This window comes from Micromonospora rifamycinica, from assembly GCF_900090265.1.
Lineage (GTDB): Bacteria > Actinomycetota > Actinomycetes > Mycobacteriales > Micromonosporaceae > Micromonospora > Micromonospora rifamycinica.
This window is the reverse complement of sequence record NZ_LT607752.1, coordinates 4,366,445-4,392,432: the sequence shown is the minus strand read 5'-3', so window position 1 is coordinate 4,392,432 and position 25,988 is coordinate 4,366,445. Positions and strand designations below refer to the sequence as shown.

Here is a 25,988-nt window from a genome sequence, read left to right as displayed (position 1 = left end):
CGCCGGGGCCGGTGCGGGCCGAGGGGGCGGAAGGTCGTCGCGGGTACGGGGCTCGGTCTGCCGCTGGGTCCGGCCTGGGGTTGCCGACGACTGGCCTGCTCACCACGCGGTGGAGTTGAGCGACCGGTCCGGTCGGCGCTACCGGATCCGGGCAGAAGGGTGCCCCGGGTGCGGGATCCCGATCAGAACGGGCAGAGCGCCTTGCCCGCGCCGGTGCCGGGGCGGATGGCGGGGAACTCCGGTCCCTTCCAGTGGCCGATCGGCGCGCGGGTGATGGCGGGAACAGCCGCGAGGGGCTTCTCCACGCTCATGTCCACTCCCGGGGGCCGACGGCATCTGGTGGAGAAGTTAGCCGCCGCTGCCGGCCCGGTCAACAGGGGAGACGGATACGTTATCTGCCCGCCGACCTGCCCGTTCGCGGATTCTGCCAGCGCGCCGCCATCACTCTTGTGGCGCGATGCGAGATAACATTTCGCATCTTGACATGGGTTTTCGTGCCCCGTACCTTCGCTGCAAGTCGGCGAGGCGTCAGGGTGCTGCTGGGGTGCAGCCCGACCGCCCGAACCGACCGTGACCAGCGTTGCCCGGCCAGGCCGTGACGCCGTCAGCGGTTCTCGCGGCCCTGATTGATCACCTCCAATCTGGCAGTTCAGGCATTCAGCACCATCACCGAGTCGATGCAGCTCGCGTGGGACCGCGCCACAGCAGTCAGGTGGCCGTCTCCCTCGCAGCGGAGCCGTCCCTTCGTATCCACCGAACGCCCTCCTCCCGACCCCGCCGGCACCGGCGGTGGAAGACGTCGAGGGCACGCGCGAAGCACTAGGAGCATCACGATGAACCCACGACGTACCGGTGCGATGGTCGCCCTCGCCGCGCTGCTCTTCACGAGCGCCTGCGGCGGGGCCGAAGGCGCCGCGGACAGCCCGGACGGCACCACGAAGGTCTCCGTCACGACGTTCGGCTGCGAGATCTGGAACACCTGGGCGATCGGGAAGGGCGTCTACGACAAGCACCGGCTCGACGTCGAACTGGTCCGCTCCGGTGGCGGCTCGGCGGCGGTCGCCGCGGTCCTGTCCGGGGCCGCGGACTTCGGCTACGTCAACGGCTACACCGCGATCAACGCCTACAACACCGGCTTCCCCATCCAGATGGTGTCCGGCGTCAACGTCAACGCGTTGCCGCCGGCCAAGCCCGCGCAGGGCGTCTTCGTCGGCAAGGACTCCCCGATCAAGGCGGCCGCCGACCTCGCCGGCAAGAAGATCGCGGTCAACGAGATCAACGGCATCAACCAGATCGTGACCGCGAGCTGGCTGAAGGCCAACGGGGTCGAGCCGGAGAGCGTCAGCTTCGTGGCGCTGCCGTTCGCCGAGCAGATCCCCGCCGTGCTCAGTGGACGGGTCGACGCCGCGCAACTGGGCTACTCGCTGCTGGGCAACAACAACGACAACGTACGCAGCCTGGCCGACCCCTTCGCCAGCAGCGACAAGATCTACATCGCGACCTACGTCGCCGCCAAGAGCTTCGTCGGCAAGGGCGACGCCGCCAAGCGCTTCCACGAGGCGATCACCGAGACCGCGCAGCAGCTCAGCGACCCGGCCAACACCGACGAGGCGTTCCGGTTGCTCTCCGAGTGCCAGAAGGTGCCGGCGGCGACCCTCGCCGCCCAACCCCAGAACGCCCTCGAAGCGGACGTCGACGTCGCCGCACTCGACCGGATGGCCCAGCAGATGGTCGATCTCAAGATGCTCCAGAAGAAGCCCGACCTGGCGCCCTTCGTCACCGACTTCGCGCGGTCCTGACCTGTCCCGTCGTCGCGGTAGGCGGGCCACCATGAGGGGAGAGGACGAGACATGGCGTCGGACGTCCGAGTGATTGACCAGGTCGAGGCGGACGCCCGACCCACCGGCGGGCCGGTCGCGGCCCGCCGGTGGGGCCCCACACCCGACTGGGTGCTGGGGGTGGCGGGCGTGGTGACCATGTTCGTGCTGTGGGACCTGGTGGTCCGGGCCGGGGCGGTCTCGGTGGACTCCCTGCCGTACCCGGCGGCCACCCTGCAACGGGCCGGCGAACTGCTCGTCGATGCGACGTTCCTGACCGAGGTGGTGCAGACGCTGTGGGCCTGGTTGCTCGCCATGCTCGTCGCCAGCGCGGTCGGCATTCCGCTGGGGCTGGTGCTGGGCTACTTCTCCGCCCTCTACCGGCCGTCGTCCTCGGTGGTGCACGCCGGCCGGTCGATTCCCTCCTCGGCGTTCCTGCCGATCGCCATCCTGCTGTTCGGCCTGGGCACCCAGATGAAGGTGTCGCTGGCGATCTACGCGATCTTCTGGCCGATCCTGCTCAACTCCATGTACGGCGTGCGCGACACCGAGCCGCTCATGCTGGCGACCGGGCGGAGCATGGGCTGGACGCGGACCCGGCTGCTGACCAGGGTGGTGCTGCCGTCGGCGGCCCCGTCCATCGCCACCGGCCTCCGGGTGGCCAGTTCGACGGCGCTGATCGTGGTGCTCTCGGCCGAGCTGCTGGGCGCGACCAACGGGGTGGGAACGGTGATCACCACGTACCAGCAGGCGCAACGACCCGACTTCGTCTATGCCGGGATTCTCCTCGTGGGCCTGCTCGGCATGGGCCTCTATTACGGCTTCAACCTGGTCGAACGCCTGGTGGTCCCCTGGGGCCAGGCGCAACGGGAGGGGGGACGATGAGCGGGCACGGGGTCAACCGGCCGGTCGTCGCCGGGGTGCTGGCGGCGGGACGCGGGGTGCGGTCGCTGTGGCTGCTCGCCCTCCTGCTGGTGGTGTGGGAGATCGCTGCCCGGATGGCGGGCTCCCTGTTCATCCCGCCGGTGTCGCAGATCTTCGGGGCGTTCGTCGACACCTGGCTCTCCGCCTCGCCGTCGTCGCTCTTCCTCAGCTCCCAGTTCCGGGCCGACGTGCTGCCGAGTCTCGTGCGGCTCGGCCTGGGCTACGGCGCGGCGACGGTGCTCGGCGTCGGCCTCGGCATCCTGATCGGGGTGTGGCGGCCGGCCGGGGCGTTCTTCAACCCGCTGATCCGGCTGGGCATGTCGGTGCCGGTGACCGCTCTGCTGCCCATCGCCATCGTGCTGTTCGGCATCACCAGCGGGATGAACGTCTTCCTCATCGCGCTGGGTTGCCTGTGGCCGATCCTGATCAACACCTACGACGGCGTCCGGGGGATCGACCGTACGGTGGTCATCGCCGCCCGGAGCCTGCGGCTGACCCGGCGGCGCTACTTCCTGCGGGTCCTGCTGCCCGGCGCCAGCCCTGCGATCTTCGCGGGCATGCGGATCAGCATCGGGATCGCGCTGGTCCTGATGGTGATCTCCGAGCTGTACGCCGCCACCGCCGGCCTCGGGTTCTACATCGTGAGCCAGCAGCGGCTGTTCCAGTTCCCGCAACTGTGGTCGGCGATCGTCCTGCTGGCGCTGCTGGGCATCCTCTTCAACGCCATCTTCGCCCTGGTCGAGCGGGTGCTGCTCCGGTGGCACCGCAACGTGCGGCCGGACGGCGCGGAAAGCCACTGACCGTCGCCGACGACAACGACACCCCGTAGGAGCCCCGATGAGTTCCGTGACGACCCGGTCGCACCAGCCCGGTGCCGCCCTCGACACCCCCGTGCTCGACGTGCAGGAGTTGAGCAAGTCCTACCGGTCCCGCAAGGGCGACGTGCCCGCCGTACGCAGCATCGAGTTCGCGGTGCACGCCGGCCAGTTCGTGTCGGTGGTGGGGCCCTCCGGCTGCGGCAAGACCACCCTGATGATGTGCATCGCCGGGCTCCTGCCCATCTCCGGCGGCGCGGTGATGTTCCGTGGGGAGCGGATGTCCGGCCCCCGCGACGGTGTGGCGGTCGTCTTCCAGGACTACAGCCGCTCGTTGTTCCCCTGGTTGACCGTGGAGAAGAACGTCGCCCTCCCGCTGCGGGACCGGGGGCTGCCCCGTGCCGAGATCGGTCACCGGGTGCGGGAGTCGTTGGAGATGGTCGGTCTGGCCCACGCGGCGGCGTTGCACCCGTGGCAGCTCTCCGGCGGGATGCAACAGCGGGTGGCCATCGCCCGGGGGCTCGCCGTACGACCGGAAATGCTGATCATGGACGAGCCGTTCGCGTCGGTGGACGCCCAGACCCGGGCGAGCCTGGAGGACCTGCTGCTCAAGGTCTGGGCCGAGACCGGTACGACGGTGCTGTTCGTGACCCACGACATCGACGAGGCGGTGTACCTGTCCGACCGGGTGGTCGTGCTGTCGCAGGGGCCCTCCGTCGTGGTGGCGGACCTGCCGGTCACCCTCGACCGGCCCCGCGACCAGATAGCGACCAAGCAGACGGCACTCTTCGGCGAGCTCCGCGAGCACGTCTACTCCCTGGTCATGGCCTCCCAGCGGCGGACCTCCCTGTCGGGGGAGCCGAGCTGACCGGATGACGCCGGGCCGGCCCGGGGCCGGCTCAGCCGGGGCAGCTCCCGACCTGCTCAGCCGGGGGACAGCCCGGGGCCGGCTCAGCCGGTGGCCGGTTCCCGGGTGTCGGCCGGTACGACCAGCGGGGATCCGGTGACCGGATCGGGCACCACCTGGTTGGGCATCCCGAAGACCTCGGCGACCAGCCCGGCGGTGACCGTCGAGGCGGGATCCCCCGCGGCCACGATCCGGCCGTCGCGCATCGCCACCAGGTGGGTGGCGTACCGGGCCGCGTGGTTGAGGTCGTGCAGCACGGCCACGACGGTGCGCCCCCGGGCGACCAGGCGGTGCACCACGTTGAGCACGTCGATCTGGTGGGCGACGTCCAGGTAGGTGGTCGGCTCGTCGAGCAGGACGAGCGGCGTCTCCTGGGCCAGCACCATGGCGATCCAGGCCCGTTGGCGCTGCCCGCCGGAGAGTTCGTCGACCCGGCGGTCGGCCAGGTCGGTGGTGCCGGTCGAGGCGAGCGCCGCCTCGACGGCCTCCTCGTCGGCGTGGGAGAAGCGGCGCAGCACCCGCTGGTGGGCGTACCGGCCCCGGCTGACCAGCTCCCGCACGCTGATCCCCTCGGGCGCGGTCATGGCCTGCGGCAGGAGCGCGAGCCGGCGGGCGCGTTCCTTGGCCGGCAGGCCGCCGAGATCCGCCCCGTCGAGCAGCACCCGACCCGCGGCGGGGCGGAGCAGCCCGGCGAGGGCCCGCAGCAGCGTCGACTTGCCGCAGGCGTTCGGCCCGATGAGCACGGTGAACGAGCCGTCCGGCACCGTGATCGACAGGTTCTCGCTGACGATCCGTTGGTCGTAGCGCAGGGTGACGTCCTCCGCCCGGAGCCGCCCGTTCAGCTGGTCGACCATCCGGTCCTCCTGATCTCGTGGACGAGCAGCCAGAGCAGGTACCCCCCGCCGAGGGTGACCGTGACCACCCCCACCGGCACGGTCAGCGGGATCACGTGCTGGGCCACCAGGTCGGAGCCGAGCAGCAGGGCCGCCCCCACCACGGCGGTGGCGGCGAGCGGCAGGCCCGGCGCCCGGACCAGCCGGCGGGCGATCTGCGGGGCGGCCAGGGCGACGAAGGCGATCGGGCCGGCGACGGTGGTGACGGCGCTGACCAGGGCGACCGCGATCAGGACGAGGGCGGCGCGGTGCCGGTCGACCGCGACCCCGCTGGCCGCGGCGACGTCGTCACCCAGTTCCAGTTGGGCCAGGGCCGCCGCCCACAGCGGGGTGACCGCCAGCAGCACCAGCACGACTCCGGCGGCGGGCCAGACCACCTCGGCGGTGGCGGTGTTGAGGGTGCCGGCACCCCAGGCGGCGGCGAAGAGCGCGGTCTCCAGGTCGGCGCGGAGCAGCAGCCAGGTGTTGGCGGCGGCGAGCATTGAGGAGACGCCGACGCCCACCACGATGAACCGGAACCCGGAGAGCCCGTCGCGGTAGGCGAGCAGGTAGATCGCCAGCGCGGCCAGCAGGCCACCGGCGAGCGAGCCGAGCATCAGCAGGTGCCAGCCGCCGCCGAGCAGCAGCAGGGCGATCAGCATGCCGGAGAACGAGCCGTTCGCCAGGCCGATGACGTCCGGGCTGGCGAGCGGGTTGCGGGTGATGGTCTGGAAGATCGCCCCGGCGACGCCGAGGGCCGCGCCGAAGGTCACGGCGGCGGCGACCCGGGGCAGCCGCCACTCCAGTACGACGGTGCGGGTCAGCCCGTCGATCCGGCCGCCGAGCACGCCGAGCACCTCGTCGAGGCGGAGCGGGAAGTCGCCCCGCCAGAGGCCGACCACCGCCAGCGCCGCGACGACGAGCGCGGCGGCGGCGCAGACGACGGCCTCGCGTACGCCGACGGTCACGTGCCGGCGGTCGGTGCCGAACAGCAGCCGACGCCCGGCGGTGCGGCGGACCGGCCTGTTCACAGCGCGGTCGCCCGGCGGCGGCGGGCCAGCGCGATCAGCACCGGGGCACCCACGAACGCGGTGACGACACCGACCGGCATCTCGCTGGGCAGGACGGCGACCCGGCCGAGCACGTCGGCCAGCAGCACCAGCACCCCGCCGGCCAGCAGCGACCCGGCCAGGATGCGGCGCTGGTCGGTGCCGACGCCCCAGCGCACCAGGTGCGGCACCACGAGCCCGACGAACGAGATGGGGCCGGCGATGGCGCTGGCCCCACCGGCGAGCAGGGTCACCGCGCCCAGCACGAGCAGCCGGGTCCGCACGAGGCTGACGCCCTGCGCCGCTGCCAGGTCCGGGCCGAGCGCGAGCGCGTTCAGGCTGCGGGCCGCGACCAGCGCGGTGACCAGCCCGGCGGCGATCAGCGGCAGCACCGGCAGCACCACGGCGGTGTCACGTTCGAGCAGGCTGCCGGCGTTCCAGCCGCGCATCCGGTCGAAGGTGTCCGGGTGGGTGAGGGTGATGCCGGTGGTGAGTCCGGCGAGCACGGCACCGGTCGCCACCCCGGTCACCAGTAGCCGGGTGGGGGTGGCCCGCAGGTCGGCGGCACCGCCGACGGCGTACACGGCGGTGGCGACCAGGAGCGCGCCGAGCAGGGCGAGCCACATGTAGCCGACCGGCGAGGTGATCCCGAAGAAGGCGATCCCCGCCGCGACGAAGGCGGCGGCTCCGGCGTTGACGCCGAGGATGCCCGGGTCGGCGAGCGCGTTGCGGGTGAACGCCTGCATCAGCGCTCCCGCGACGCCGAGGCCGGCACCGACCAGCAGGCCGGCGAGGGTGCGGGGCAGGCGTTGCCCCCAGACCACGTACTGCGCGGTGTCGGTGCCGGTGCCCCGCAGCGCCGCCCAGACGTCCGCCGGGGGCACCGGGTTCGCGCCGACGAAGACCGACAACACCAGCGACCCCACGAGTACGACGACCGCGCCGGCCAGCCAGCGTCGGGTGGTACGGCGACGCGCGGCACGGCCGGTGGTCGGCCGTGCCGCGCGGGCGGGTGTGGTGGTGGTCAACGCGACGCGGTGAGGATGCGTTCGAGGTCGTCGAGGACGGCCTGCCCACCGACCGTGCCGACCCCGGTGATCCAGAAGGACTGGTCGACCAGGTGCAGGCGGGGGAAGGCGGCGGCGTTGGCGGTGACCGAGGCGGGGATGGTGCTGCGGTCGTTGACGTCGACGGTGGTGACGAAGACGTGGTCGGCCTTGGCCTCCAGCACCCGTTCGGGGGAGACGTCGACCGAGATGGAGTTCTCCCAGTCGCGTTCGGGGGTCTTGAAGCCGACGCACTCCAGCGCGCTGCCCGCGAACGAGGTGGGGCCGTAGAGGGTGAGGACGCCGTCGCGGGGGCGGATGAGCTGCGCCGTCTTCCCCGCCGTGCCGAACTTCTCGGCGATCTCCGCGCACCGCTGCCGGAAGCTGGTGAGGAGCTTGTCGGCGGAGTCGGCCCCGCCGAGCGTGGTGGCGGTGAACGTCACGTTGTCCTGCCACGGGTCGGCCTGGGAGGCCATGAACACGGTGGGGGCGACGTCGGTGAGCTGGTCGTAGAGGGCGGAGTGCCGGGACTCGGTGCCGATGATCAGGTCGGGCTTGAGGGCGGCGATCTTCTGCACGTTGGGTTCCTGGACGGTGCCGACGGTGGTGATGCCGGCGGCCTTGTCACCGAGGTACTTGGGCACGCCGGCAGCCTCGTTGAGCACGGCCGCGCCGACCGGGGTGATCTCCAGGGCGACGGCGGTGTCGAGCTGGACCGGTTCGAGGACGACGACCCGGGTCGGCTTGTTCGGCACGGCGGTCTTGCCCCGGGCGTGCTCGACGGTTCTGGTGTCGCCGACGCTGCCCGCCGGGTCGGAGTCGTCGGAGCCGCAGGCGGCCACGGCGAGCACCGCCGCCGAGGCGACGGTGAGGGCGAGGAGGCGTCGGCGGAGTGTTCGGGGAGCTGGCGTGGGCATGGTACGAGGTTCCTGTCTGGCTACTTACCGTAACTATCCACTGGTGTTTTTAGGTTAGCATTACCTAATCATCTATCTCGTCGCGGGTCGGCCGGTCATGCCAATACCCCTGTGTGTGGACCCGCGTCGGATCGATCCGCGCCTCGGTGACGAGCCTCCGTACCTGCGCGATCCTGCTACTCTCCGTAGCTATCCAGGCGTAAAAGTGCGCCCCGGACGCCGCCGCGGCCGGCCCGTGCTCGGCCAACCAGTCGCCCACCATGGCGGTCAGCACCGTCCCGCCCGGGGCACCCGCCCGCAACCGGACCTCGACCGGGTGGCCGGCGGTCACGTCGTCGAGCGTGGCGGCGTCCGCCGCGTCACCCGCCTCCAGCAGGACCGTCGCCCGCACCTGCGGCCCGAGGCCGGACAGGATGCCACGCACCGCCGGATACGCCGTCTCGTCCGCCGCGATCAGCACCCGCGTCGCCGGCCCCGGCTCCCACTGCACGCCGTACCCGGGCTGACCGGCGCGGACGTGCGGGCCGGACAGCAGCAGCCGGTCCCCCGGCCGGGCCGCCGACGCCCAGCTACTCGCCGGGCCGTGCGGCTGGTGCAGATAGAAGTCCAGGTCCAGCTCCCCCGCCGCCGGCCGGGTCCGGTACGCGGTGTAACTACGCAGCCTCGGGCGCTCACCGGTGGGAACGGACCGCCACACCCGCCGCCACTCCCGCTCGGGCAACCCCGCCCGCAACCCGGCCGGGTGGTCGCCACCGACCGGCAGCAGGATCTTGATCCGTTGGTCGAGGTGGTACGGGGCCAGGTTCCGCAGCCCCTCGTCGCCGAGCGTGACCCGGACGAACCCGGGCGACAGCCGGCTGGTCGCCGTCACCACCGCCCCGAACAGGATGTTGGGCGAGTTGCCGAATGCAGACATGCCGGCAGAGGCTAGCGGGTCCGACCTGGTCAGGGCATCGCCCCGGTGCGCGGGGTGACCCAGCCGCCGCTGCGGAGGAAGCCCGGGGCCACGGCGGACACCTCCCGGGCGGGGGTGTCACCCTGGGTCGCGTCGATCTCCAGAAGCCTGTCGCCGGCCGGGAGCGGACCCGCACCGGGGACCGTCACCCCTCCCGGACGGTCACCGCCGCGCGGTGGTGACCGGGCTGCGCGACCACGTCGAGCAGCGCGACCGCGAAGTCCGGGTAGCTGATCCGGCTGCCCGGGTCACCCTGCTCGGCGAGCCGGTAGCGGCCGGAGCGGGCGCCGTCACGGTCGAAGTCACCGGCGGGCGCGAGGTAGGTCCAGTCCAGACCGGCGGTCCGCAGCTCGGCCAGACCGGCGGCGTGGCCCAGGTAGAAGGGGCGGTACTCGTTCGGGTAACCGGGCTCGTCCATCAGGGCCGCACCGGACGCCCCGGGCATGACCGCGGCGAGGCCGACCACCACCAGACGGCGTACGCCCGCCTGGGCGAGCCCGTCGACCAGGGCGCGGGACGACGCGGTGAAGAAGTCGTGCGGTGGCGCGGACAGGTCCACCGCGGCACTGACGGCGGCGTCCTGCCCGTGGGCCGCCCGCCCGACGTCGAGCGGGTCCGTCACGTCACCGGCCACCACCCGTACGTCCCCCAGGTCGGGGTGCCGTGCGGGGTCGCGTACCACGGCGGTGACCTGGTGGCCGCGTCGCCGCGCCTCGGCGACGGCCTGCCGCCCGGCCCGGCCGCCCGCACCGAAGACCACGATCTGCATGGGTGAGCACCCTTCGTCGGGGCCGGTCCGGTGGGGTCCGGCCGAGGAGCCGAACGCTATCGAGGGACGTGGTTACCACCCGGATACCGACTATCGTGAGGCGATGAGGCCTCCCCTGCCCGCCGACATGTTCGACGAGGTGTGCCCGTCCTCGCTCAACCCGATCCGGTTCGGCGACAAGTGGGCGGCGCTCGTCATCCGCTGCCTCGAACACGGCCCCCGCCGCTTCTCCGAGCTGCGCGTGCCGCTGCACCGGGTCACCCCCAAGGTGCTCACCCGGTCGCTGCGGTCCCTGGAGCGGGACGGCCTGATCCGGCGCACCGCCCAGCCGCCGCGGGTCGAGTACGAGCTGACTCCGGTGGGCCGCAGCCTGCTCGAACCGATCGCGGTGGCGTGTGCCTGGACCGACCGGCACTGGGACGCGCTGCTCGACGCCCGCGAGTCGTACGACGCCGCCGCCCGCCGCGCCACCGGGCGGATCGCGTCCCCGTCGGCCGGATCGCGGGCCTGAACGGCGGCAGGCTAGCGTCGGGGCGTGACCATCGGATCTCCCCGCGTCCTGCCCGCCGAGCGTGGCGTCGCCGAGGCCGCCGCCGTGCTGCGGGCCGGCGGGCTGGTCGCCTTCCCCACCGAGACGGTCTACGGGCTCGGCGCGAACGCGCTGGATTCCCGGGCCGCGGCGCGGATCTTCGCGGCGAAGGCCCGGCCGACCTTCGATCCGCTGATCACCCACCTGGCCGACGCCGCCGACCTGCCGGCCCTCGTCGGCGCGCTGCCCCCGGCGGTCGCCGCCCTGGCCGAGCGGTTCTGGCCCGGCCCGCTCACCCTGCTCGTGGACCGGCCCGCCGCGATCCCCCCGATCGTCACCTCCGGCCTCGACACGATGGCCGTCCGGGTGCCCGACGAGTCGTCCGCCCGCGCGCTGATCAGGGCCGCCGGGGTGCCGGTCGCCGCGCCGAGCGCCAACCGGTTCGGGCAGCTCAGCCCCACCCGCGCCGAGCACGTCGTCCGGGGCCTCGGCGCGGCGGTCGACGTGGTGCTCGATGGCGGCCCCACCCGGTGCGGGATCGAGTCGACCATCGTGGACGCGCGCGGCCCGCACCCGGTGGTGCTGCGTCTCGGGGCGCTCGCCGTGGAGGAACTCGTCGCGGCGATCGGCCCGGTGACGGTGCGGCCGGGCAGCTCCGGGCAGCCGGTGGCCCCCGGTACGTTGGCCGCGCACTACGCGCCGCGTACCCCGCTGCGGTTGCTCGGGGACGCGGGGCCGCCGCCGGCCGACGGCGTCCGGCGGGGGCTGCTGGCCTTCCGGGACCGGCCGGCGGACGGCTACGCGGCGGTGGAGGTGCTCTCGCCCGCCGGTGACGTGACCGAGGCCGCCGCCCGGCTCTTCGACGCGCTGCACCGGCTGGACGCGGCCGGGGTGACCGAGATCCTCGCTGAGCCGGCCCCCGACGAGGGGGTGGGACGGGCGATCAACGACCGGCTGGGCCGCGCCGCCGCCACCTGGTCCCCGGCCGCCCCCTGATCCCCGCCGCGCGCCATCCCGCCGCGCGCCATCCCGCCGCGCGCCATCCCGCCGTGCGCTAACCCGCCGCGCGCCATCCCGCCGCGCAAGAACAAGGAAGTAGTGGTCATTCGGCCGCAGGACGCCACTACATCATGGTTCGGGCACGATCTTGCGGTGTCGGTGTCGGTGTCGATGTCGGCGGCGGGGGTCGCGGCGGCGGGGGTCGCGGTCAGCGGGTGGGCGGAGCCGGCAGGTGTTCCACCAGCCGGGTCAGCGCGCCGTTGGCGAAGGTCGCGCCGAGCGCCGAACCGGCGGCGATGCCCCAGCCCACCGGGCCGAGCGGGGTGCAGCCGAAGAACTGGCTCACCCCGGGCGTCTGCACCACGGCGGCGAGCACCCCGACCGAGGCGGCGGTCGACGCGAGCACCGTCGGGCTGGTGCCCCCGGCCAGGACGGTCTGCCCCAGCTGGGTGCCGACCAGCGACACCAGGGCCACCGTGCCGGCCCGTCGTTCCCGGCCGGTCCACCGGGCCACCGTCCAGCCGGCGGTCGCGCCGAGGGTGGTGGCGGCGGCCCGCAACCCGATCTCCCTGGTCATGGTGTCGCCGAGGGAGGCGTCCGGCCCTTCCCGGAGCAACCCGTCGGCGTGGTCGGAGCCGGGTGGCCGGACCGCGATGGCCAGTGCCGGCGCCAGGTCGGTGAGCAGGTTGACCAGGAGCAACTGCCGGCCGTTGAGCGCCGACCGGCCGGTGACGGCGGCGCTGAGCACACTGAACGCGATCTCGCCGAGGTTGCCGCCGACCAGGATGCTCAGCGCGTGGCGGACCGACGACCACATCGCCCGCCCCTCGACCAGGGTGGCGATGATGGTCTCCAGCCGGTCGTCGGTGACCACCAGGTCGGCGGCGGCGCGGGCGGCCGGGGTGCCCCGCTGGCCGAGGGCGATACCCACGTCGGCCAGCCGGATCGCCGGGGCGTCGTTGGCGCCGTCACCGGTCATCGCCACGGTACGGCCGCACCGCTGCAACGCCTGGATGATCCGCACCTTGTGCGCCGGGGTGCAGCGGGCCACCACGTCGGTGCGGGCCAGCCGCTCACCCAGCGCCGCGTCGTCCAACTCGTCCAGCTCGGTGGCGGTGACCACCCGTTGACCGTCGGCCTGCGGGCTGATCGTGGCCGCGATTGCCGCAGCGGTGGCCGGATGGTCCCCGGTGATCATGATGGTGTGCACGCCGGCCTGCCGGATCCGGCGCACCGCCGGGGCGGCGCTCTCCCGCACCCCGTCGGCGAGCGCGAGGAAACCGACGAAGACCAGACCCCGCACCTCGTCGTCGGTGACCGCCCCGGCACCGGCCCGGCACTCCGCCACGGCCAGGATCCGGTGGCCCGCCCCGGCCCGGTCGGCGAGCGCGGTGTGCAGCCGGTCCCGGCGTACGGCGTCCAGCGGCTCGTCCCGGCCGCCCGGCAGCCGCCACGAACCACACCGGGGCAGCACCGTCTCCGGAGCGCCCTTCACGCTGAGCAGCAGGCCCTCGGCCGTCCGGCCGACCGTCGCGTGGTACCCCCGGGACGGCTCGAACGGCAGCCCGCCGACCGCCGCCCAGCCGGCCGCACCGTGCTGCTCGGTCACCCCGGCCTGCCGTGCGCCGTACCGGACCGCCCGGTCGGTGTGCTGCGGCAATTCCTGCGGATCGGCCGCGTACGGGGTGGCGCGCAGCCCGGCCGCGAGGACCCGACGCAACCCGTCGTCGAGCCGGTCGACAGGGGCGAACCGGTCGTCGTCGCCGACCCCGGCGAGCAGCAGCCTGCCCTCGGTGAGGGTGCCGGTCTTGTCGAAGCACAGCACGTCCACCCGGCCCAACGCCTCGATCGTGCGCGGGTTGCGGACCAGCGCGCCGTGCTCGGCCAGCCGGCGCGCGGCGGCCAACTGCGCCGCGCTGACCAGGAACGGCAGCCCCTCCGGCACCGACGCCACGGCCAGGTTCGCGGCGGTCGCCGCCGTCTGCCCCAGCGGTACGCCCCGCAGCAGCCCCGCCCCGGCCACCGCGACGGCCGACGCGACGGCCAGCGGGATCGCCGACCGGGTGAGCCGGCCGAGCCGGGCCTCCACGCCGCTCTCCGGCGGGGCCTGCCGGGCCAGCGCGAGGCTCCGGTCGGACTCGGTTCGTGCCCCGGTCGCCACCACCACCGCGGTGCCCCGGCCGGTGGCGATGGTGGTGCCCTCGTAGAGCATCGAGGTGCGGTCGGCCAGGGCGGCGGCGACCACCGGCCCGGTTCCCTTGCCGACCGGCAGCGACTCGCCGGTCAGCGACGACTCGTCGGCCTCCAGACCGTCGGCGGTGAGCACCCGGCAGTCGGCCGGCACCGCGTCCCCCGGGCCGAGGAGCACCACGTCGCCGCAGACCAGGTCCTCGGCGGGGACCACCCGTTCGGCCCCGTCCCGCAGCACCCGGGCGGTGACCGCCGACCGGGACAGCAGCTCGGCCAGCGCCCGGTCGGTGTTGCGCTGGTGCACCGCGCCGACCAGCGCCGATCCGCCGACCACGCCGCCGACCAGGGCCGCGTCGACCAGCGAGCCGAACGCCGCCGACAGGACGGCACCGGCGGCCAGCACCGGCGTGAGCGGGTTGGCCAGCTCGTCGACGAACGCCCGGAACAGGCCGACCGGCCCGGCCGACGGGTCCGGGTCGGCGCGGTGCCGGCGCTGCGCCTCGGCGTCGGTCAGGCCGTCCGGGCCGGTGTCGAGCTGGCGTAGCACGGTTGCCACCGGCATCAGGTGCCAGGCGGTGGTGGCCGGCGGCGGCGCACCGGTCGGGTCGGGCAGCCGACGGGCCCGCCACACGCCGTTGGCGAACGCCAGCGCCGCCGCGCCGTTGACGGCGGCGAGGCTGCGGCCGGGCAGTTGCGGTGCCGCGGCGGTGAACGCGCCCAACGCGCCGAGCCCGGTGCCGGCCATGGCCAGGCGGATGTTCTGCCCGGTCATCCGGCGGGCCACCCCGGCCGCCTCGATCAGCAGCGCGGGAATCCGCAGGTCGGTGCCGACGAGCAGGTGGGCGCCCCACGGCGGCAGCTCCTCGGGGGCGGCCACCCCGAGCCCGCAGTCGGACCCGGCCAGCGCCATCCGGTCGCCGGAGACCAGCATCACCACCGCGCCGTCGCGTTGCAGGGCGCGGACGGACTCGGCGAGCCGGTCCCCGCCGGGCAGCACCGCGTCGGCGAAGCCGTACCGTTGCGGGTCGGCACCGGCCACCACCAGGCGCAGGCCGGCGTGCCGGGCGGCGGTGGGCAGCGCGTCGACGCCGGGAGCCGGTTCGGGGGCGACCCGGACGACGGCGACGAGGCCGCCACCGTGGGCGAGACCGAGCAGCGGGCCGCCCGCCGCGCGCAGCCGCGCGCTGTCCGGGGTGTCCCCCGGGTCGGCGGCGTCGAGATCGGCCAGGGGACCGAGCCGCCAGCCCTCCGCCTCGTGGACGTCCTCCGGGTGGTCGGGGTCGAAGAGGGTGAACGCCCGCCCGGCCACCTCCCCGGTGTCCGCGCCGGCCAGCGGGGCCAGGTCGGCGAGGACGCCACGGGCCGAGCCGAGCACGGCGGCGTCCAGCACCACCGTGTCGATCCGGTCGAGTTCCCGCAGCACGCTGCGGTCCATCGCGATCACGCCACGCCGGGCGAGCATCCGGCCGAGCTGGGCGGCGTACCCCTCGCGGCCACTGCCGGGGGCCTTGGGCAGGGCGGCGAGCCCGAGCGCGGCGGCCCGCTTCGGCCCCGCGACGGGCCACGCGGCGGCTCCGGCGGCGGCCCCGGTGGCGAGCATCGTCGAGACGTACCGCTCGACCGGGCCGTCGGGGCGGGGGCAGGGCCGGTGGACCCCGGGGGAGCGGGCGACGGCCCGTTCCGGGTCACCGGTCAGCCCCGGCTCGGCCCGGGTCCAGGTGGCGAGCTGGGCGCGGGCCTCACCCCACTGGACGACCCGCTGCGCGCCGTCCAGGACGATGCCGGCCCAGCCGCCGGTCAGGCCCTGCACGACCGCCTCGGCGAGCGGGAACAGCACCTCGGCGCGCGGGTCGGCACGCAGCCCCCGGCCGGCGAGGTCGTGCAGCTTCGGATGCAGGTCGACGGCGGTGAGCAGGCCGGCCACCTCCCCGGGCACCGGGGTGAACGGCAGGATCCGGGTGGCGGCGGAGATGGTCAGGCCCAGCGCGTCGGAGGCGAGCGCGCCGAGGGTCCGGGGGGTACGCGGCCCGTCCTCCGGCGGATGCGGCGGTGGGATCTCCGGATCCGGCTCGTGCGGGCAGACCCGTTCGACCCGGGCCACCGTGTCGATCAGGTCGCGCAGTCTCGGCTTCGGCTCCACGACGGCCACCACCACCCGGCCGGACGGGGCGTTCACCCGCGCCCAGGCCACCCCGGGGAGCCGTTGCAGCGCCACCTCGACCTGCCGGGCCAGCCGGTCGCCGCCGTCCTGGCAGACACCGTGCACCTCGATGTGGTGCCGGCCGTCGCGGGACCAGACCCGGCGGCGGGTCAGCCCGGCCACCCGGGCCAGCCGGCCGGCGGCCGACCCGACGCCCCGGGACACCCCGCCGACCAGCGGCGGCACCGGCACCGACGGGAGGATCCGGCCGGCGACCCGGCCCAGCGTGGTCATCGAGCGGTACGGCCGACTCGCCGGTCCCGCCCACTGCCGCCGTACGCCATCTCGCCTCCCGCGTTCGTCAGGCGGCCTGGCTTCCCGGCCGGGCGTCCGTTATGCCCCCCGGGTGGGTGAAGTTTCCGCCGGTGGCGGGGCATGGACGGCGGTGCCGGTGGAATCCGGCTGACGATCCGACGAGTCGGCGGGAGGCCGCGATGAGCACGATCACGAAGAACCTCAGTGGCAGCCGGGAGACGGTCCACGCGTACACCCGACGGGTGGAGGTGCCGATGCTGGGCGAGGTGGCGGTGCCACCACCGGACAAGATCGCCTACTACGCCGGGTTGGGGGTGCTCGCCGCCCTCCAGGTCATCGAGTGGCCGCTCGCCCTGGTGATCACCGCCGGTCACCTGCTCGCCGACCAGCACCTGTCGGGGTTGGTCAAGGGGATCGGGGAGGCGCTGGAATCGGCGTGACGAAACCGACCGGCCCTTGACCTCAACCAGGGTGCAGGTCGCAGGCTGGGTCCATGCCTGTCGTACCGTCCCGGGCCGGGGTCGTCCGGTGACCGCCACCCTCACCCCGGCGGCCCGCCTCTACGACCCGCGACTGCGGGCGATGACGGTGGGCAGCGTCGCCCTGGTGTCGCTGCTCGCCTTCGAGGCGCTGGCGGTGGGCACCGCGATGCCCACGGTGGCCCGCGCGCTCGACGGGCTGGGGCTGTACGCGCTCGCCTTCGGCGGTTCGTTCGCCGCCGGGGTGCTCGCCATGGTGCTCTCCGGCATCTGGTGCGACGCCCGGGGGCCACGTGCCCCGATGTGGAGCGGGGTGGGGCTGTTCGTCGTCGGGTTGCTCGTCGCCGGGAGCGCCGACGCGATGGGCACGCTGGTGGTCGGCCGGGCGGTGCAGGGGTTCGGTTCCGGGCTGCTCTCCGTCGCGCTGTACGTGGTGGTCGGGCAGGCGTACCCGGAGGAGCTGCGACGTCGGGTCTTCGCCGCGTTCGCGGCGGCGTGGGTCGTACCGTCGCTGGTCGGGCCGGCGGTGGCCGGGCTGATCGTCGAGCGCCTGGGCTGGCGGTGGGTCTTCCTCGCCGTGCCGGTGGTGGCGTTGCCGGCGGTGCTGCTGGTCGAGTCGGGCCTGCGCACGCTCGACCGGCCGAAGCCGGCCGGGCCACCGGCGGGCGCGGCCGCCCGGATCGGCTGGGCGGCCGGGGCGGGGGTGAGCGCCGCACTGCTGCACCACGGGGGGCAGCAGCGCGGCGCGTCCGCCGTGATCCTGGTGGTGGTGAGCCTGGTCGGCCTGGGGGTGTGCGCGCCCCGGCTGCTGCCGGCGGGGTTCCTGCGGGCGGCCCGGGGCCTGCCCACGGTGGTGGGCCTGCGCGGGTTGGCGGCGGCGGCGTTCGCGGGCGCGGAGGTGGTCATCCCGCTGATGCTGTCCCGGCAGCGGGGTTTCTCGCCGACCGCCGCCGGCCTGGTGCTCACCGTCGGGGCGCTGTCCTGGGCGGCGGGCTCCTGGACCCAGGGGCGGCTGCCGGCGCCACGCTCCCCGGCGACCCTGCCCCGAGCCGGCCTGGCCTGTGTGGCGGTGGGCACGGCCACGGTCGCCCTGGCCGTCTGGCCGACCGTGCCGGTGGCGGTCGGGGTGGCCGGCTGGGCGGTCGCCGGCCTCGGGATGGGCCTGGCCTACCCGTCGCTGTCGGTGCTGACCCTGGCCCTGTCGGCCCCCGGGGAGCAGGGGCGCAACAGCTCGTCGCTGCAACTGGCCGATTCGTTGTTCACCGCCACCGTGCTGGCGTTGACCGGGGCGGTGCTCGCCGCCGGGACGGCGCCCGGCCCGGCCGGGTACGCGGGGACGCTCGCCGTGGCGGTGGCCTGTGCGCTGCTCGGCGTGCTGCTCGCCGGCCGGGTGGTGCCGAGCCGGGGCCGGACCGCCTGATCCGGGCGAATCCCGCCTGGCCGACCGGGTCGACCGGGAGGATGGTGGGCGATGAACTTCCTGACGATCCTGCCGATGGCCGTGGTGATGGTGGCCGGTACGCAGCTGGTGGCGGCGGTCTTCCTCGCCTCCGGCGACCGGCCCCGTCGGGCGTCGGGCGGCTTCCTGTCCGGTGCGGCGATCGTGGTGTTCGCCGGGACGACCCTCGCCTGGCTGGTGTTCCGGGTGGTCAAGGGGGCGGCCGGCGGGGGCGGCCACGGCAGGGTCGAGCGGGTCATCGACTGGGTGGTGCTGGGACTGCTGGTCGTGCTGGCGGTGGTGGTGTTCGTCCGGCGGCACTCGGCCGGCGAGCCGAAGTGGATGGGCCGTCTCCAGCACGCCGGCTTCGGGTACGCGCTCCGACTGGGCCTGCTGCTGTTCCTGGTGATGCCCTCGGACGACCTCACCATGGTGACGGTGGGGGCGACCGCCGCCCGGCACGACCTGTCGTGGTGGCACCTGCTGCCGTTCATGCTGCTGACCCTGCTGTTGCTGGCACTGCCGCTGCTGGCGTTGCTGCTGCTCGGTGACCGGGCGGACCGGGTGCTGCCCCGGATGCGCGACTGGGCGGACCGGCACTCGTGGATCATCAGCGAGGTGGTGGTCGCCTTCTTCCTCGTGCTGACCGTGGTCGACCTGCTGAGCTGAGACCGGAGCCTCGATCGGGGAGGCCCGGTGGGTGTCACGTTCCGGGTGGTCGGCTCGTCGGTCGGGTGGTCGGCTCGGCGGGCGCGGTGGAGGGAGACGGGATGCGGGTGCTGGTGACGGGTGCCGGTGGGACGTTGGGGCGGGCGGTGCTGCCCCGGCTTCGTACCGACGGATTCACGGTGCGGGCGATGAGCCGGCGGCCCCGGCACGATCCGGCGGCGGACTGGGTGGTCGCCGACCTGGGCACCGGAGCCGGGTTGGCCGGGGCGGTCGCCGGGATGGACGCGGTGCTGCACCTGGCGTCCCATGCCGGTGGCGGTGCCCGGACGCACCGGGTCGACGTGCTGGGCACCCGCCGGCTGGCACTGGCCGCCGCGGGCGCCGGGGTGGGCCACCTGCTGTACGTCTCGATCGTCGGCGTGGACCGGGTACCGGTCCCGTACTACCGGCACAAGCTGGCGGCGGAGCAGGTGCTGGCGGCCGGCCCGGTGCCGTGGACGGTGCTGCGGGCCACCCAGTTCCCGGCGTTCCTGGACCGGCTGCTGCGCGCCGTTGGTCGGCTGGGTCCGGTGCCGGGTGACCCGGCGGTGCTGGCCCAGCCGGTCGACCCGCACGAGGTGGCCGTCCGCCTCGCGGAGCGGCTCGGCACCGGACCGCTGACCGGGATCGAGGAGTACGGCGGCCCGCAGGTGCTCCGCTTCGACGAGGCGGTACGGGCCTGGCGGGCGGCCCGGCGGTCGTACCGTCCGCTGCTGCCGGTGCGCCTGCCGGGGCGGCTGGGCCGGGAACTGCGGGCGGGCGGCCTGACCACGAGCGTCACGCCGACCGGACGGCGGACCTGGGCGGAATACCTGGCCGACACGTACGGGGGACCGGACCGAAGATGAGCCGGGCGCGGATTCGGCCTCTGCCTACCGTGACGCCATGCTGCTCTTCGTCGCCACCGTGCTGCTCTACGTCTTCGGCCTGGTCTTCCTCTACGGGGTGATCCGTCTCGCCGTGCGGCACGGCATGGAGGATCTGGAGGCCCGCCGGCCGCAGTCGCTGCGGGTGGCCCGGTCCGCGTCAGCCGACGACCGGGCCTTCCTGCGGGAGAACTCCTTCCTGGGTGGCAACTGACCGGCCGGACCGGGACGGCCTGACCTATAGGTGGACGGTCCGGCCTGGGGGTGGACGGTCCTACCTGCGGGCGGACGGTCCGACCTGCGGGCGTGGCCCGGTGGGCGGCGCGCGGAGTGGGGTGCGAGGATCGCTGCCGTGATGGGAACGTTGCAGACCGAGCCCGCCCGGAACCGCGTCGACCTGCTGGCTCCGCCGGTGGCCACCGCGCTGGCGCAGTGGCCGGCAGAGGCCCCCGTCGACGTCGACGCGGTACTGGTCGCGCCGATCGACGCCACGCTCGCCGACACGGCGGCCTTCTGCGCGGCGTACGAGGTGGGGCTGGACGTCTCGGCGAACTGCGTGGTGATCGCCGGTAAGCGGGAGGGCGAGATCCGGTACGCCGCCTGCGTGGTGCTCGCCACCACCCGGGTCGACGTCAACGGGGTGGCCCGCCGGGCGTTGGACGTCCGCAAGGCGAGCTTCGCCCCGATGGCCGAGGCGGTCGAGTCGACCGGGATGGAGTACGGCGGGATCACCCCGATCGGGCTGCCGGAGTCCTGGCCGATCCTGGTCGACGCCCGGGTGATCGCCACCCCGCACGTGATCATCGGCTCCGGCGTACGGCACAGCAAGATCGCCCTCCCCGGGCCGGCGCTCGGCGCGTTGCCGGGCGCGCGGGTGGTGGAGGGCCTGGCCCGGCCGGTCTAGTCAACGATATTCGTCAATGTTGTTGCACGTGAAACATGGCATCCGTCGACGCCTGCCTGCCCGCCGGCTGTCGGTCGGGGTCGCCCGGCGTCAGGGGGTGGACTCGCGCTGGGCGACCTCGGTCAGGGCGGCGAGCAGGGTCTCCGGCTCCTGCGCCCCGGTGACGCCGTACTTGCCGGCGAGCACGAAGGTCGGCACGCTGCTCACCCCGAGCTGGTGGGCGGCGGCCAGGTCGGCGGCCACCTCGCGCCGGCCCGCGTCGGACGCCAGGTGGTCGCGTACCTCGGTCTCGTCCAGACCGGCCGAGGTGGCCAGCGTGACCAGCGCCGACGGCGACCCGACGTCGACCCCGTCGGTGAAGTGCGCCCGGTAGAGCGCCTCGACCAGCTCACCTGCCCGACCGTGACCGTCGGCGAAGCGGACGAGCCGGTGCGCGTCGAAGGTGTTGGCGCTCACCGCCCGGTCGAAGTTCAGGGTCAGCCCCACCCCGGCGGCCACCCGGGTCACCTGGCCGGCCATCTGCTCGGCCCGCTCCCGGCCACCGAACTTCGCGGCCAGCGCGTCGAGCAGCGGCTGCGGCGCGGTCACCGGCGTCGGGTCGAGCTGGAACGGCCGGTACCGGACGGTCACCTCACCGTCGTACGACGCCAGGGCCTGTTCGAGGCGGCGCTTGCCGATGTAGCACCAGGGGCAGACCACGTCGGCGTAGATCTCGATCTCCATGATCGGAGACAACCCGCAGCTCAGCCGGCTTGTTCCCGAACCTGCCGCTTGAGCCGGGTCAGGATCGCCGTGCCGCCGCGCACCCGCAGTGGGCTGATCGCCTGGGCCAGTCCCATCCGCTGGTAGAGATCGTCCGGGACGGCCAGCACCTGCTCGGCGCTCGCTCCGGCCAGCCCCTCGGCGAGGATGCCGGCGAAGGCCCGGGTGGTGGGCGCCTCCGGCGGACAGTCGAACACGGTGGTCACCGTGCCGTCCGGGTTGACCTCGGCCTTCAGGAAGAACGCCGTCTGGCACTCGGGGACCTGTTCCAGATCGTCGCGGTCCACCCCGGCGGGCAGCGGCGGGATTACGTCGGCGTACTCCAGCAGCATCTCCAGCACCACGTCGCGGGGGGCGTCGGCGAACTCCTCGACGATCTCGGCCAGTCTCGTCGGCATCTCGGACATCCCGCCAGGCTACCGCCGCCCCGGCGCGACCACGGCCCGTGCCCCTCGTCGCTCAGCTGTTGGGGGCGGCCTCGCTGATGTCGGCCAGCGCCGAGCTGGGGTCGAGCTGCATCGCCAGGTCGCCCAGGGAGACGATGCCGACGAGCTTGCGCTCGTTGTCGCAGACCAGGATCCGCCGGATGTTGCGCTCACGCATCAACGCCACCGCCTCACCCGCCGTGGCGTGCTGCTCGATCATCACCACCTCCCGGGTGATGATGGAACCGATGGTGGTGGTGGTCGGATCGCTGCACTCGGCGACCGCCCGGACCACGATGTCCCGGTCGGTCAGCAGGCCCGCCAGCGTCGAGCCGTCGGTGACCACCACGTCCCCGATGTCGGCCTCCTTCATCACCCTGGCCGCCTCGTCCAGTGTGGTCTCCACCGCGAGGTAGACCACCTGCTTCGTCATCACGTCACTGACCCGGTACATGGCAGCCCTCCGTACAACACCCGTGGTCGATCCCACTCCGGTACCCCGTGGCGCGTGCGCTACACCCCGTTCCCACGAACCCGCCCCGAAACTCATCCCCCGGATCCCCCTCCCGGGCACCTCCGCGTGCCCGGATCGCGTTGATCAAGAGGTTTACGTCAGAGTTCGGGCCGACTCGTCACACAAACCTCTTGGTCAACGACGACAAGGCCCCCGCGGGAGCGGGCCCGGGGGTCGGGGCGGCGTCGGGGACCGGGGATGGGACCGGGACCGGGACCGGGGCCGGGGATGGGACCGGGGCCGGGGCCGGGACCGGGGCTGGGCTGGGCTGGGACCGGGTGCGGGGCGGGAGGGTGGGGTGGGGCGGGAAATCGGTGGACAGGGGGTTCCGGATTGCTGAGCATCGATGGCATGCGGCAGGATGAGATCTGGGACGCCGAGGCTGCTCGGCACTACGACACGCCGGGCACCGGGATGTTCGCGGCCGAGGTGCTGGGGCCGACGGTGGACCGGCTCGCCGCCCTCGCGGGGGACGGGCCGGCGCTGGAGTTCGCCATCGGCACCGGCCGGGTGGCCGTTCCGCTCGCCGCCCGGGGGGTGCCGGTGACCGGGATCGAACTGTCCGCCCCGATGATCGCGCAGCTCCGCACCAAGGCGGACGCACAGACCATCCCGGTGGTCGCCGGTGACATGGCCACCGCCGTCGCCCCGGGCGAATACTCACTGGTCTATCTGGTCTACAACACGGTCGCCAACCTGCTCACCCAGGCCGAGCAGGTGGCGTGCTTCCGCAACGCCGCCCGGCACCTCGGCGAGGGTGGCCGGTTCGTCATCGAGCTGTGGGTGCCCGAGCTGCGCAAACTTCCACCCGGGCAGCAGGCGGTGGTCTGGCACTCCGAACCCGGCTACCTCGGGGTGGACACCTACGACGTGCTGAACCAGCACCTGGTGTCGCACCACTTCCGGTTCGCCGACAGCCGGCAGGCGGAGCTGTTCCGTACCCCGCACCGCTACGTCTGGCCCGCCGAGCTGGACCTGATGGCGCAGCTCGCCGGGTTCACGCTGGAGAGCCGGCACGCGGACTGGGCCGGGAGCGAGTTCACCGCCGAATCCCGCTCCCACGTCTCCGTCTACCGCCTGCCCTAGCCGCACGCTCCCGACGTGGCGGGCCGGGGTGGGTCAGCGGGTGCCGACACCGTTGCCGGTGGCGGCGACGAAGGACCGCCAGGCCCGGCGGTCGAAGGTGAGGACGGGACCGGTCGGGTCCTTGCTGTCACGCACCCCGACGACGCCGGGTAGACCGTCGGCGACCTCGACGCACTCGCTGTTGCCGCTGCGGGTGGACTTGCGCCAGGTGGCACCGGTCAGCTCCATGACGTCATCACTTCCTTCATCAGCAGTGCCGACTGGTTGTGCGGCAGGGCCTCGCTGCGGACGCTCTCCCACCGAGCGATCAGGATAGTCAGCTCACCGTCCTTGTCGATCGTGGTGCCATCGAGCTGATTCTCCAGATAACCCACCCAACCGCTGTCGTTGCCGAGCGCCAGCGTGAACGGGCCGGCGAGACCGACGTGGGTGCTGACCTCGGCGGGTATCACGTGGATGCTGACGTTCGGCTGGTCGATGCACTCCAGCAGGTGGGCGATCTGCTGCACCATCAGGCCCCGGAAGCTCTCGTCCGCGCGCCGGAGCACCGCCTCCTCGATCACCGCGATCAGCTTCGGCGGCTGCGAACGAGTGAGCACGTTCTGCCGGTCCAGTCGGACCGCGAGCCGTCGCTCCACCTCGTCGTCACTGAGCATGTCGTCGGCCCGGATCACCGCACGGGCGTAGTTCTCCGTCTGCAACAGACCCGGGACGAGCGTCGGGTGGTAGCACCAGAGCTGCTGTGCCTGGCGTTCGGCCTCCAGCCAGGGCCGGAACCAGTTCGGTTGCGAGTAGCGCTCGGCCAGCCTGAGCAGCGAGGTGAGCAGCCCGCCGGTCGTCAGGACCTCGTCCGCCCGCTTCAGGAACAGCCTGTCGAACGGGCGTTGGCCCAGCTCGATGGCCGAGATCTGGGAGCCGGAGAAGTGGACCAGCTTGCCGAACTCCTCCTGGCTCAGCTCCGCGTGCAGCCGCAGTCTGCGCAGTTGTGCCCGGATCAGCTCGGCGGTCGGTTCACTTTCCACACGTCCTCCACGGTTGTCCCGGCCGCCTCCCCGGTCCGACCGGGCGGCCCTCCCCGTCGACCCGACCTCACCCGGGCCGGCGTCGATGCCTTCCGACAGTAGTGGTGCCATCACCAGAATGTCACCAGCGGGTCGCCTTCCGTCCGGCCCGCTGCGGGGCCGCCCGTGACCCCCCGTGCAGGGGCGGCCCCGTCCCCACCGCCATCAGGAGGTCGAGACCGGTGAACTCCCGTCGCTTTCCGGTGCCCCGCCTCGGCCCGTATGCCGACCGGCCCCGCTCCCACCCGCCGGGCTGCCCACCGCACCTGCCGCTGCGACCGCTGTGGGTGTGCCGGGCCTGCGGCGGCCCGTGGCCGTGCGCCGAGGCCCGGCTCCTGCTCCGCATCGAGTACGACGCACACCTCGTCGACCTGGCCGTCTATCTGTCGGGGCTCTATCACGAGGCGAGCCACGACCTGTTCCGGCTGAACCCGCAGGACGGGCCGACGCCCCGTGACCTGTTCGAGCGCTTCGTCGCCTGGGTGCCCTACCGTCGGCGACCGGCCACCCCACCCCCGCCGGACTGAGCTGGCCGGGCCGGTCGGGGTGGCCGGGCCGGGCCGGGATCGACATCGCCCGTGGGTGGATCAACGGTGCGGCAGGTGAGTGGATCAAGGGTGCGGCGGGCGTCGATGACCTGGGCCACGTTCGGGTGGTGGGCGGCGGTGGCCCGGGACCGGCCGGTGACAGACTGGTCGCCGCAGGAAACGAAGGCATGAGGGGGGCGGCGTGCGCTGGCGGAGCTTCGTGGCGGTCGGGGACAGCTTCACCGAGGGCATGGACGACGCGTACCCCGACGGCACCTACCGGGGCTGGGCGGACCTGGTGGCGACCCGGCTGGCCGCCGAGGTCGGCCCGGAGTTCGGCTACGCGAACCTGGCGATCCGGGGTCGGCTCTTCCCGAGTGTCGTCGCCGAGCAGGTGCCCGCCGCGCTCGCCATGAAGCCCGACCTGATCAGCTTCGCGGCCGGCGGGAACGACGTGCTGCGACGCACCTTCGACCCGGACGCGCTGGCCACCCGGTTCGACGCCGTGGTGGGCCGGCTGCGGTCCGGTGGTGCCGACGTGATCCTCTTCCGGTTCGCCGACGTGCTGGCCCGGCTGCCCGGCCAGCGCCTCGTCTCCCCCCGGATCGCGCTGATCAACCGGATCATCGGTGAGATCGCCGAGCGGCACGGCGCGATCCTGATCGACCTGTTCACCGACGACACGTACCGGCTCAACCCGATGCTCTGGAGCCCCGACCGGCTGCACCTGTCCGCCGCCGGGCACCGGCGGGTCGCCGCCCAGGTGCTGACCGCGCTCGGCGTGGGCTGCGACGAGGAGTGGCTGATGGTGCCGGAGCACCCGGCCGCCACCCCGTGGCTCAGCGCCCGCGCCGCCGACCTGAGCTGGGTCGGCCGGCACCTGGCCCCGTGGATCACCCGCCGACTCACCGGCCGGTCCTCCGGCGACACGGTCACCGCCAAGCGCCCGATCCTCGGCCCCGTCGTCGACTGAC

The 25,988-nt window shown here is 73.8% G+C and carries 29 protein-coding genes; 15 read left to right on the top strand and 14 right to left on the bottom strand.

Going from position 1 to position 25,988, the window contains the following annotated elements:
* Positions 1-182: 182 nt before the first annotated feature.
* Positions 183-311 (bottom strand): hypothetical protein, encoded by a 129-nt coding sequence (locus tag GA0070623_RS31430; protein ID WP_269458962.1) that lies wholly within the window; start codon positions 309-311, stop codon positions 183-185.
* A 522-nt stretch (positions 312-833) separates the two neighbouring features.
* On the opposite strand from GA0070623_RS31430, the gene GA0070623_RS18300 reads away from it, so the two are divergent.
* The 4 genes from GA0070623_RS18300 (at position 834) to GA0070623_RS18285 (ending at position 4,424) form a co-directional block, all read left to right on the top strand.
* Complete coding sequence (locus tag GA0070623_RS18300; protein ID WP_157746981.1) at positions 834-1,799, top strand: ABC transporter substrate-binding protein; 966 nt, start codon at positions 834-836, stop codon at positions 1,797-1,799.
* A 69-nt stretch (positions 1,800-1,868) separates the two neighbouring features.
* Entirely contained in the window at positions 1,869-2,702 is an 834-nt protein-coding gene (locus tag GA0070623_RS18295) for an ABC transporter permease (protein WP_067300911.1), read from the top strand.
* Entirely contained in the window at positions 2,699-3,541 is an 843-nt protein-coding gene (locus GA0070623_RS18290) for an ABC transporter permease (protein WP_067300908.1), read from the top strand. The genes GA0070623_RS18295 and GA0070623_RS18290 overlap by 4 nt, the downstream gene beginning before the upstream one ends.
* Before the next feature lie 37 nt (positions 3,542-3,578).
* Complete coding sequence (locus tag GA0070623_RS18285; protein WP_067300905.1) at positions 3,579-4,424, top strand: ABC transporter ATP-binding protein; 846 nt, start codon at positions 3,579-3,581, stop codon at positions 4,422-4,424.
* An 83-nt stretch (positions 4,425-4,507) separates the two neighbouring features.
* On the opposite strand, the gene GA0070623_RS18280 is transcribed toward GA0070623_RS18285, so the two are convergent.
* The 7 genes from GA0070623_RS18280 to GA0070623_RS18255 all read right to left on the bottom strand — a co-directional run bounded on the left by GA0070623_RS18280 (position 4,508) and on the right by GA0070623_RS18255 (position 10,071).
* The gene (locus tag GA0070623_RS18280; protein WP_197700120.1) at positions 4,508-5,305 is read right to left on the bottom strand and encodes an ABC transporter ATP-binding protein; all 798 of its coding nucleotides are present in this window, start codon (positions 5,303-5,305) and stop codon (positions 4,508-4,510) included.
* Positions 5,302-6,366: a FecCD family ABC transporter permease gene (locus GA0070623_RS18275; RefSeq protein ID WP_231932447.1), complete on the bottom strand. Its 1,065-nt coding sequence runs from the start codon at positions 6,364-6,366 to the stop codon at positions 5,302-5,304. Before GA0070623_RS18275 ends, GA0070623_RS18280 begins: the two co-directional genes overlap by 4 nt.
* On the bottom strand, positions 6,363-7,412 hold the full coding sequence (locus tag GA0070623_RS18270) for a FecCD family ABC transporter permease (protein WP_084260983.1): 1,050 nt from the start codon (positions 7,410-7,412) through the stop codon (positions 6,363-6,365). Before GA0070623_RS18270 ends, GA0070623_RS18275 begins: the two co-directional genes overlap by 4 nt.
* Positions 7,409-8,347: an ABC transporter substrate-binding protein gene (locus tag GA0070623_RS18265; protein ID WP_067300899.1), complete on the bottom strand. Its 939-nt coding sequence runs from the start codon at positions 8,345-8,347 to the stop codon at positions 7,409-7,411. Before GA0070623_RS18265 ends, GA0070623_RS18270 begins: the two co-directional genes overlap by 4 nt.
* A gap of 64 nt (positions 8,348-8,411) precedes the next feature.
* Complete coding sequence (locus GA0070623_RS18260; protein WP_067300896.1) at positions 8,412-9,263, bottom strand: siderophore-interacting protein; 852 nt, start codon at positions 9,261-9,263, stop codon at positions 8,412-8,414.
* A 29-nt stretch (positions 9,264-9,292) separates the two neighbouring features.
* Entirely contained in the window at positions 9,293-9,451 is a 159-nt protein-coding gene (locus GA0070623_RS30040) for a hypothetical protein (RefSeq protein ID WP_157517423.1), read from the bottom strand.
* A complete protein-coding gene (locus tag GA0070623_RS18255) occupies positions 9,448-10,071 on the bottom strand; it encodes an NAD(P)-dependent oxidoreductase (RefSeq protein ID WP_067300893.1) in 624 nt (207 codons plus the stop codon). The genes GA0070623_RS30040 and GA0070623_RS18255 overlap by 4 nt, the downstream gene beginning before the upstream one ends.
* A 103-nt stretch (positions 10,072-10,174) precedes the next feature.
* On the opposite strand from GA0070623_RS18255, the gene GA0070623_RS18250 reads away from it, so the two are divergent.
* Both GA0070623_RS18250 and GA0070623_RS18245 read left to right on the top strand, forming a co-directional pair.
* Positions 10,175-10,582, top strand: coding sequence for a winged helix-turn-helix transcriptional regulator (locus tag GA0070623_RS18250; RefSeq protein ID WP_067300890.1), 408 nt, complete (start codon positions 10,175-10,177; stop codon positions 10,580-10,582).
* 48 nt (positions 10,583-10,630) lie between these two features.
* Positions 10,631-11,596 (top strand): L-threonylcarbamoyladenylate synthase, encoded by a 966-nt coding sequence (locus GA0070623_RS18245; RefSeq protein ID WP_067301007.1) that lies wholly within the window; start codon positions 10,631-10,633, stop codon positions 11,594-11,596.
* 211 nt (positions 11,597-11,807) lie between these two features.
* Here the strand turns inward: GA0070623_RS18245 and GA0070623_RS18240 are convergent, their stop codons facing one another.
* Positions 11,808-16,223 carry a cation-translocating P-type ATPase gene (locus GA0070623_RS18240; protein WP_067300887.1) on the bottom strand — a complete coding sequence of 1,472 codons (4,416 nt, stop codon included), beginning with the start codon at positions 16,221-16,223 and terminating at the stop codon, positions 11,808-11,810.
* Positions 16,224-16,423: 200 nt separating this feature from the next.
* On the opposite strand from GA0070623_RS18240, the gene GA0070623_RS18235 reads away from it, so the two are divergent.
* The 6 genes from GA0070623_RS18235 (at position 16,424) to GA0070623_RS18210 (ending at position 20,639) form a co-directional block, all read left to right on the top strand.
* The gene (locus GA0070623_RS18235) at positions 16,424-16,684 is read left to right on the top strand and encodes a hypothetical protein (RefSeq protein WP_067300884.1); all 261 of its coding nucleotides are present in this window, start codon (positions 16,424-16,426) and stop codon (positions 16,682-16,684) included.
* An 88-nt stretch (positions 16,685-16,772) separates the two neighbouring features.
* Complete coding sequence (locus GA0070623_RS18230; RefSeq protein WP_067300881.1) at positions 16,773-18,143, top strand: MFS transporter; 1,371 nt, start codon at positions 16,773-16,775, stop codon at positions 18,141-18,143.
* A 51-nt stretch (positions 18,144-18,194) separates the two neighbouring features.
* Positions 18,195-18,830, top strand: coding sequence for a GAP family protein (locus GA0070623_RS18225; protein ID WP_067300878.1), 636 nt, complete (start codon positions 18,195-18,197; stop codon positions 18,828-18,830).
* A 101-nt stretch (positions 18,831-18,931) separates the two neighbouring features.
* Positions 18,932-19,717 (top strand): SDR family oxidoreductase, encoded by a 786-nt coding sequence (locus GA0070623_RS18220; protein ID WP_067301003.1) that lies wholly within the window; start codon positions 18,932-18,934, stop codon positions 19,715-19,717.
* A 37-nt stretch (positions 19,718-19,754) separates the two neighbouring features.
* Positions 19,755-19,949, top strand: coding sequence for a hypothetical protein (locus GA0070623_RS18215; RefSeq protein ID WP_067300874.1), 195 nt, complete (start codon positions 19,755-19,757; stop codon positions 19,947-19,949).
* A 141-nt stretch (positions 19,950-20,090) separates the two neighbouring features.
* A complete protein-coding gene (locus tag GA0070623_RS18210) occupies positions 20,091-20,639 on the top strand; it encodes a YbaK/EbsC family protein (protein ID WP_067300871.1) in 549 nt (182 codons plus the stop codon).
* Positions 20,640-20,729: 90 nt separating this feature from the next.
* On the opposite strand, the gene GA0070623_RS18205 is transcribed toward GA0070623_RS18210, so the two are convergent.
* Genes GA0070623_RS18205 through GA0070623_RS18195 form a run of 3 tightly spaced genes read right to left on the bottom strand, consistent with a single transcriptional unit; the run spans position 20,730 to position 22,280 of the window.
* Positions 20,730-21,362 (bottom strand): DsbA family oxidoreductase, encoded by a 633-nt coding sequence (locus GA0070623_RS18205; protein ID WP_067300867.1) that lies wholly within the window; start codon positions 21,360-21,362, stop codon positions 20,730-20,732.
* Positions 21,363-21,382: 20 nt separating this feature from the next.
* Positions 21,383-21,808, bottom strand: coding sequence for a SufE family protein (locus tag GA0070623_RS18200; RefSeq protein ID WP_067300864.1), 426 nt, complete (start codon positions 21,806-21,808; stop codon positions 21,383-21,385).
* A 52-nt stretch (positions 21,809-21,860) separates the two neighbouring features.
* Positions 21,861-22,280 (bottom strand): CBS domain-containing protein, encoded by a 420-nt coding sequence (locus GA0070623_RS18195; RefSeq protein WP_067300861.1) that lies wholly within the window; start codon positions 22,278-22,280, stop codon positions 21,861-21,863.
* A gap of 411 nt (positions 22,281-22,691) precedes the next feature.
* Between GA0070623_RS18195 and GA0070623_RS18185 the strand changes: the two genes are divergently transcribed.
* Positions 22,692-23,426, top strand: a complete 735-nt coding sequence (locus tag GA0070623_RS18185; protein WP_067300857.1) for a class I SAM-dependent DNA methyltransferase — start codon at positions 22,692-22,694, stop codon at positions 23,424-23,426.
* A gap of 33 nt (positions 23,427-23,459) precedes the next feature.
* On the opposite strand, the gene GA0070623_RS18180 is transcribed toward GA0070623_RS18185, so the two are convergent.
* Both GA0070623_RS18180 and GA0070623_RS18175 read right to left on the bottom strand, forming a co-directional pair.
* Complete coding sequence (locus tag GA0070623_RS18180; protein WP_067300854.1) at positions 23,460-23,654, bottom strand: DUF397 domain-containing protein; 195 nt, start codon at positions 23,652-23,654, stop codon at positions 23,460-23,462.
* Positions 23,645-24,448, bottom strand: coding sequence for a helix-turn-helix domain-containing protein (locus GA0070623_RS18175; protein WP_067300851.1), 804 nt, complete (start codon positions 24,446-24,448; stop codon positions 23,645-23,647). The genes GA0070623_RS18180 and GA0070623_RS18175 overlap by 10 nt, the downstream gene beginning before the upstream one ends.
* A 221-nt stretch (positions 24,449-24,669) precedes the next feature.
* Between GA0070623_RS18175 and GA0070623_RS18170 the strand changes: the two genes are divergently transcribed.
* Both GA0070623_RS18170 and GA0070623_RS18165 read left to right on the top strand, forming a co-directional pair.
* Complete coding sequence (locus GA0070623_RS18170) at positions 24,670-25,014, top strand: hypothetical protein (protein ID WP_067300848.1); 345 nt, start codon at positions 24,670-24,672, stop codon at positions 25,012-25,014.
* 202 nt (positions 25,015-25,216) lie between these two features.
* Positions 25,217-25,987 carry an SGNH/GDSL hydrolase family protein gene (locus GA0070623_RS18165; protein ID WP_067300845.1) on the top strand — a complete coding sequence of 257 codons (771 nt, stop codon included), beginning with the start codon at positions 25,217-25,219 and terminating at the stop codon, positions 25,985-25,987.
* Position 25,988 lies beyond the last annotated feature (1 nt).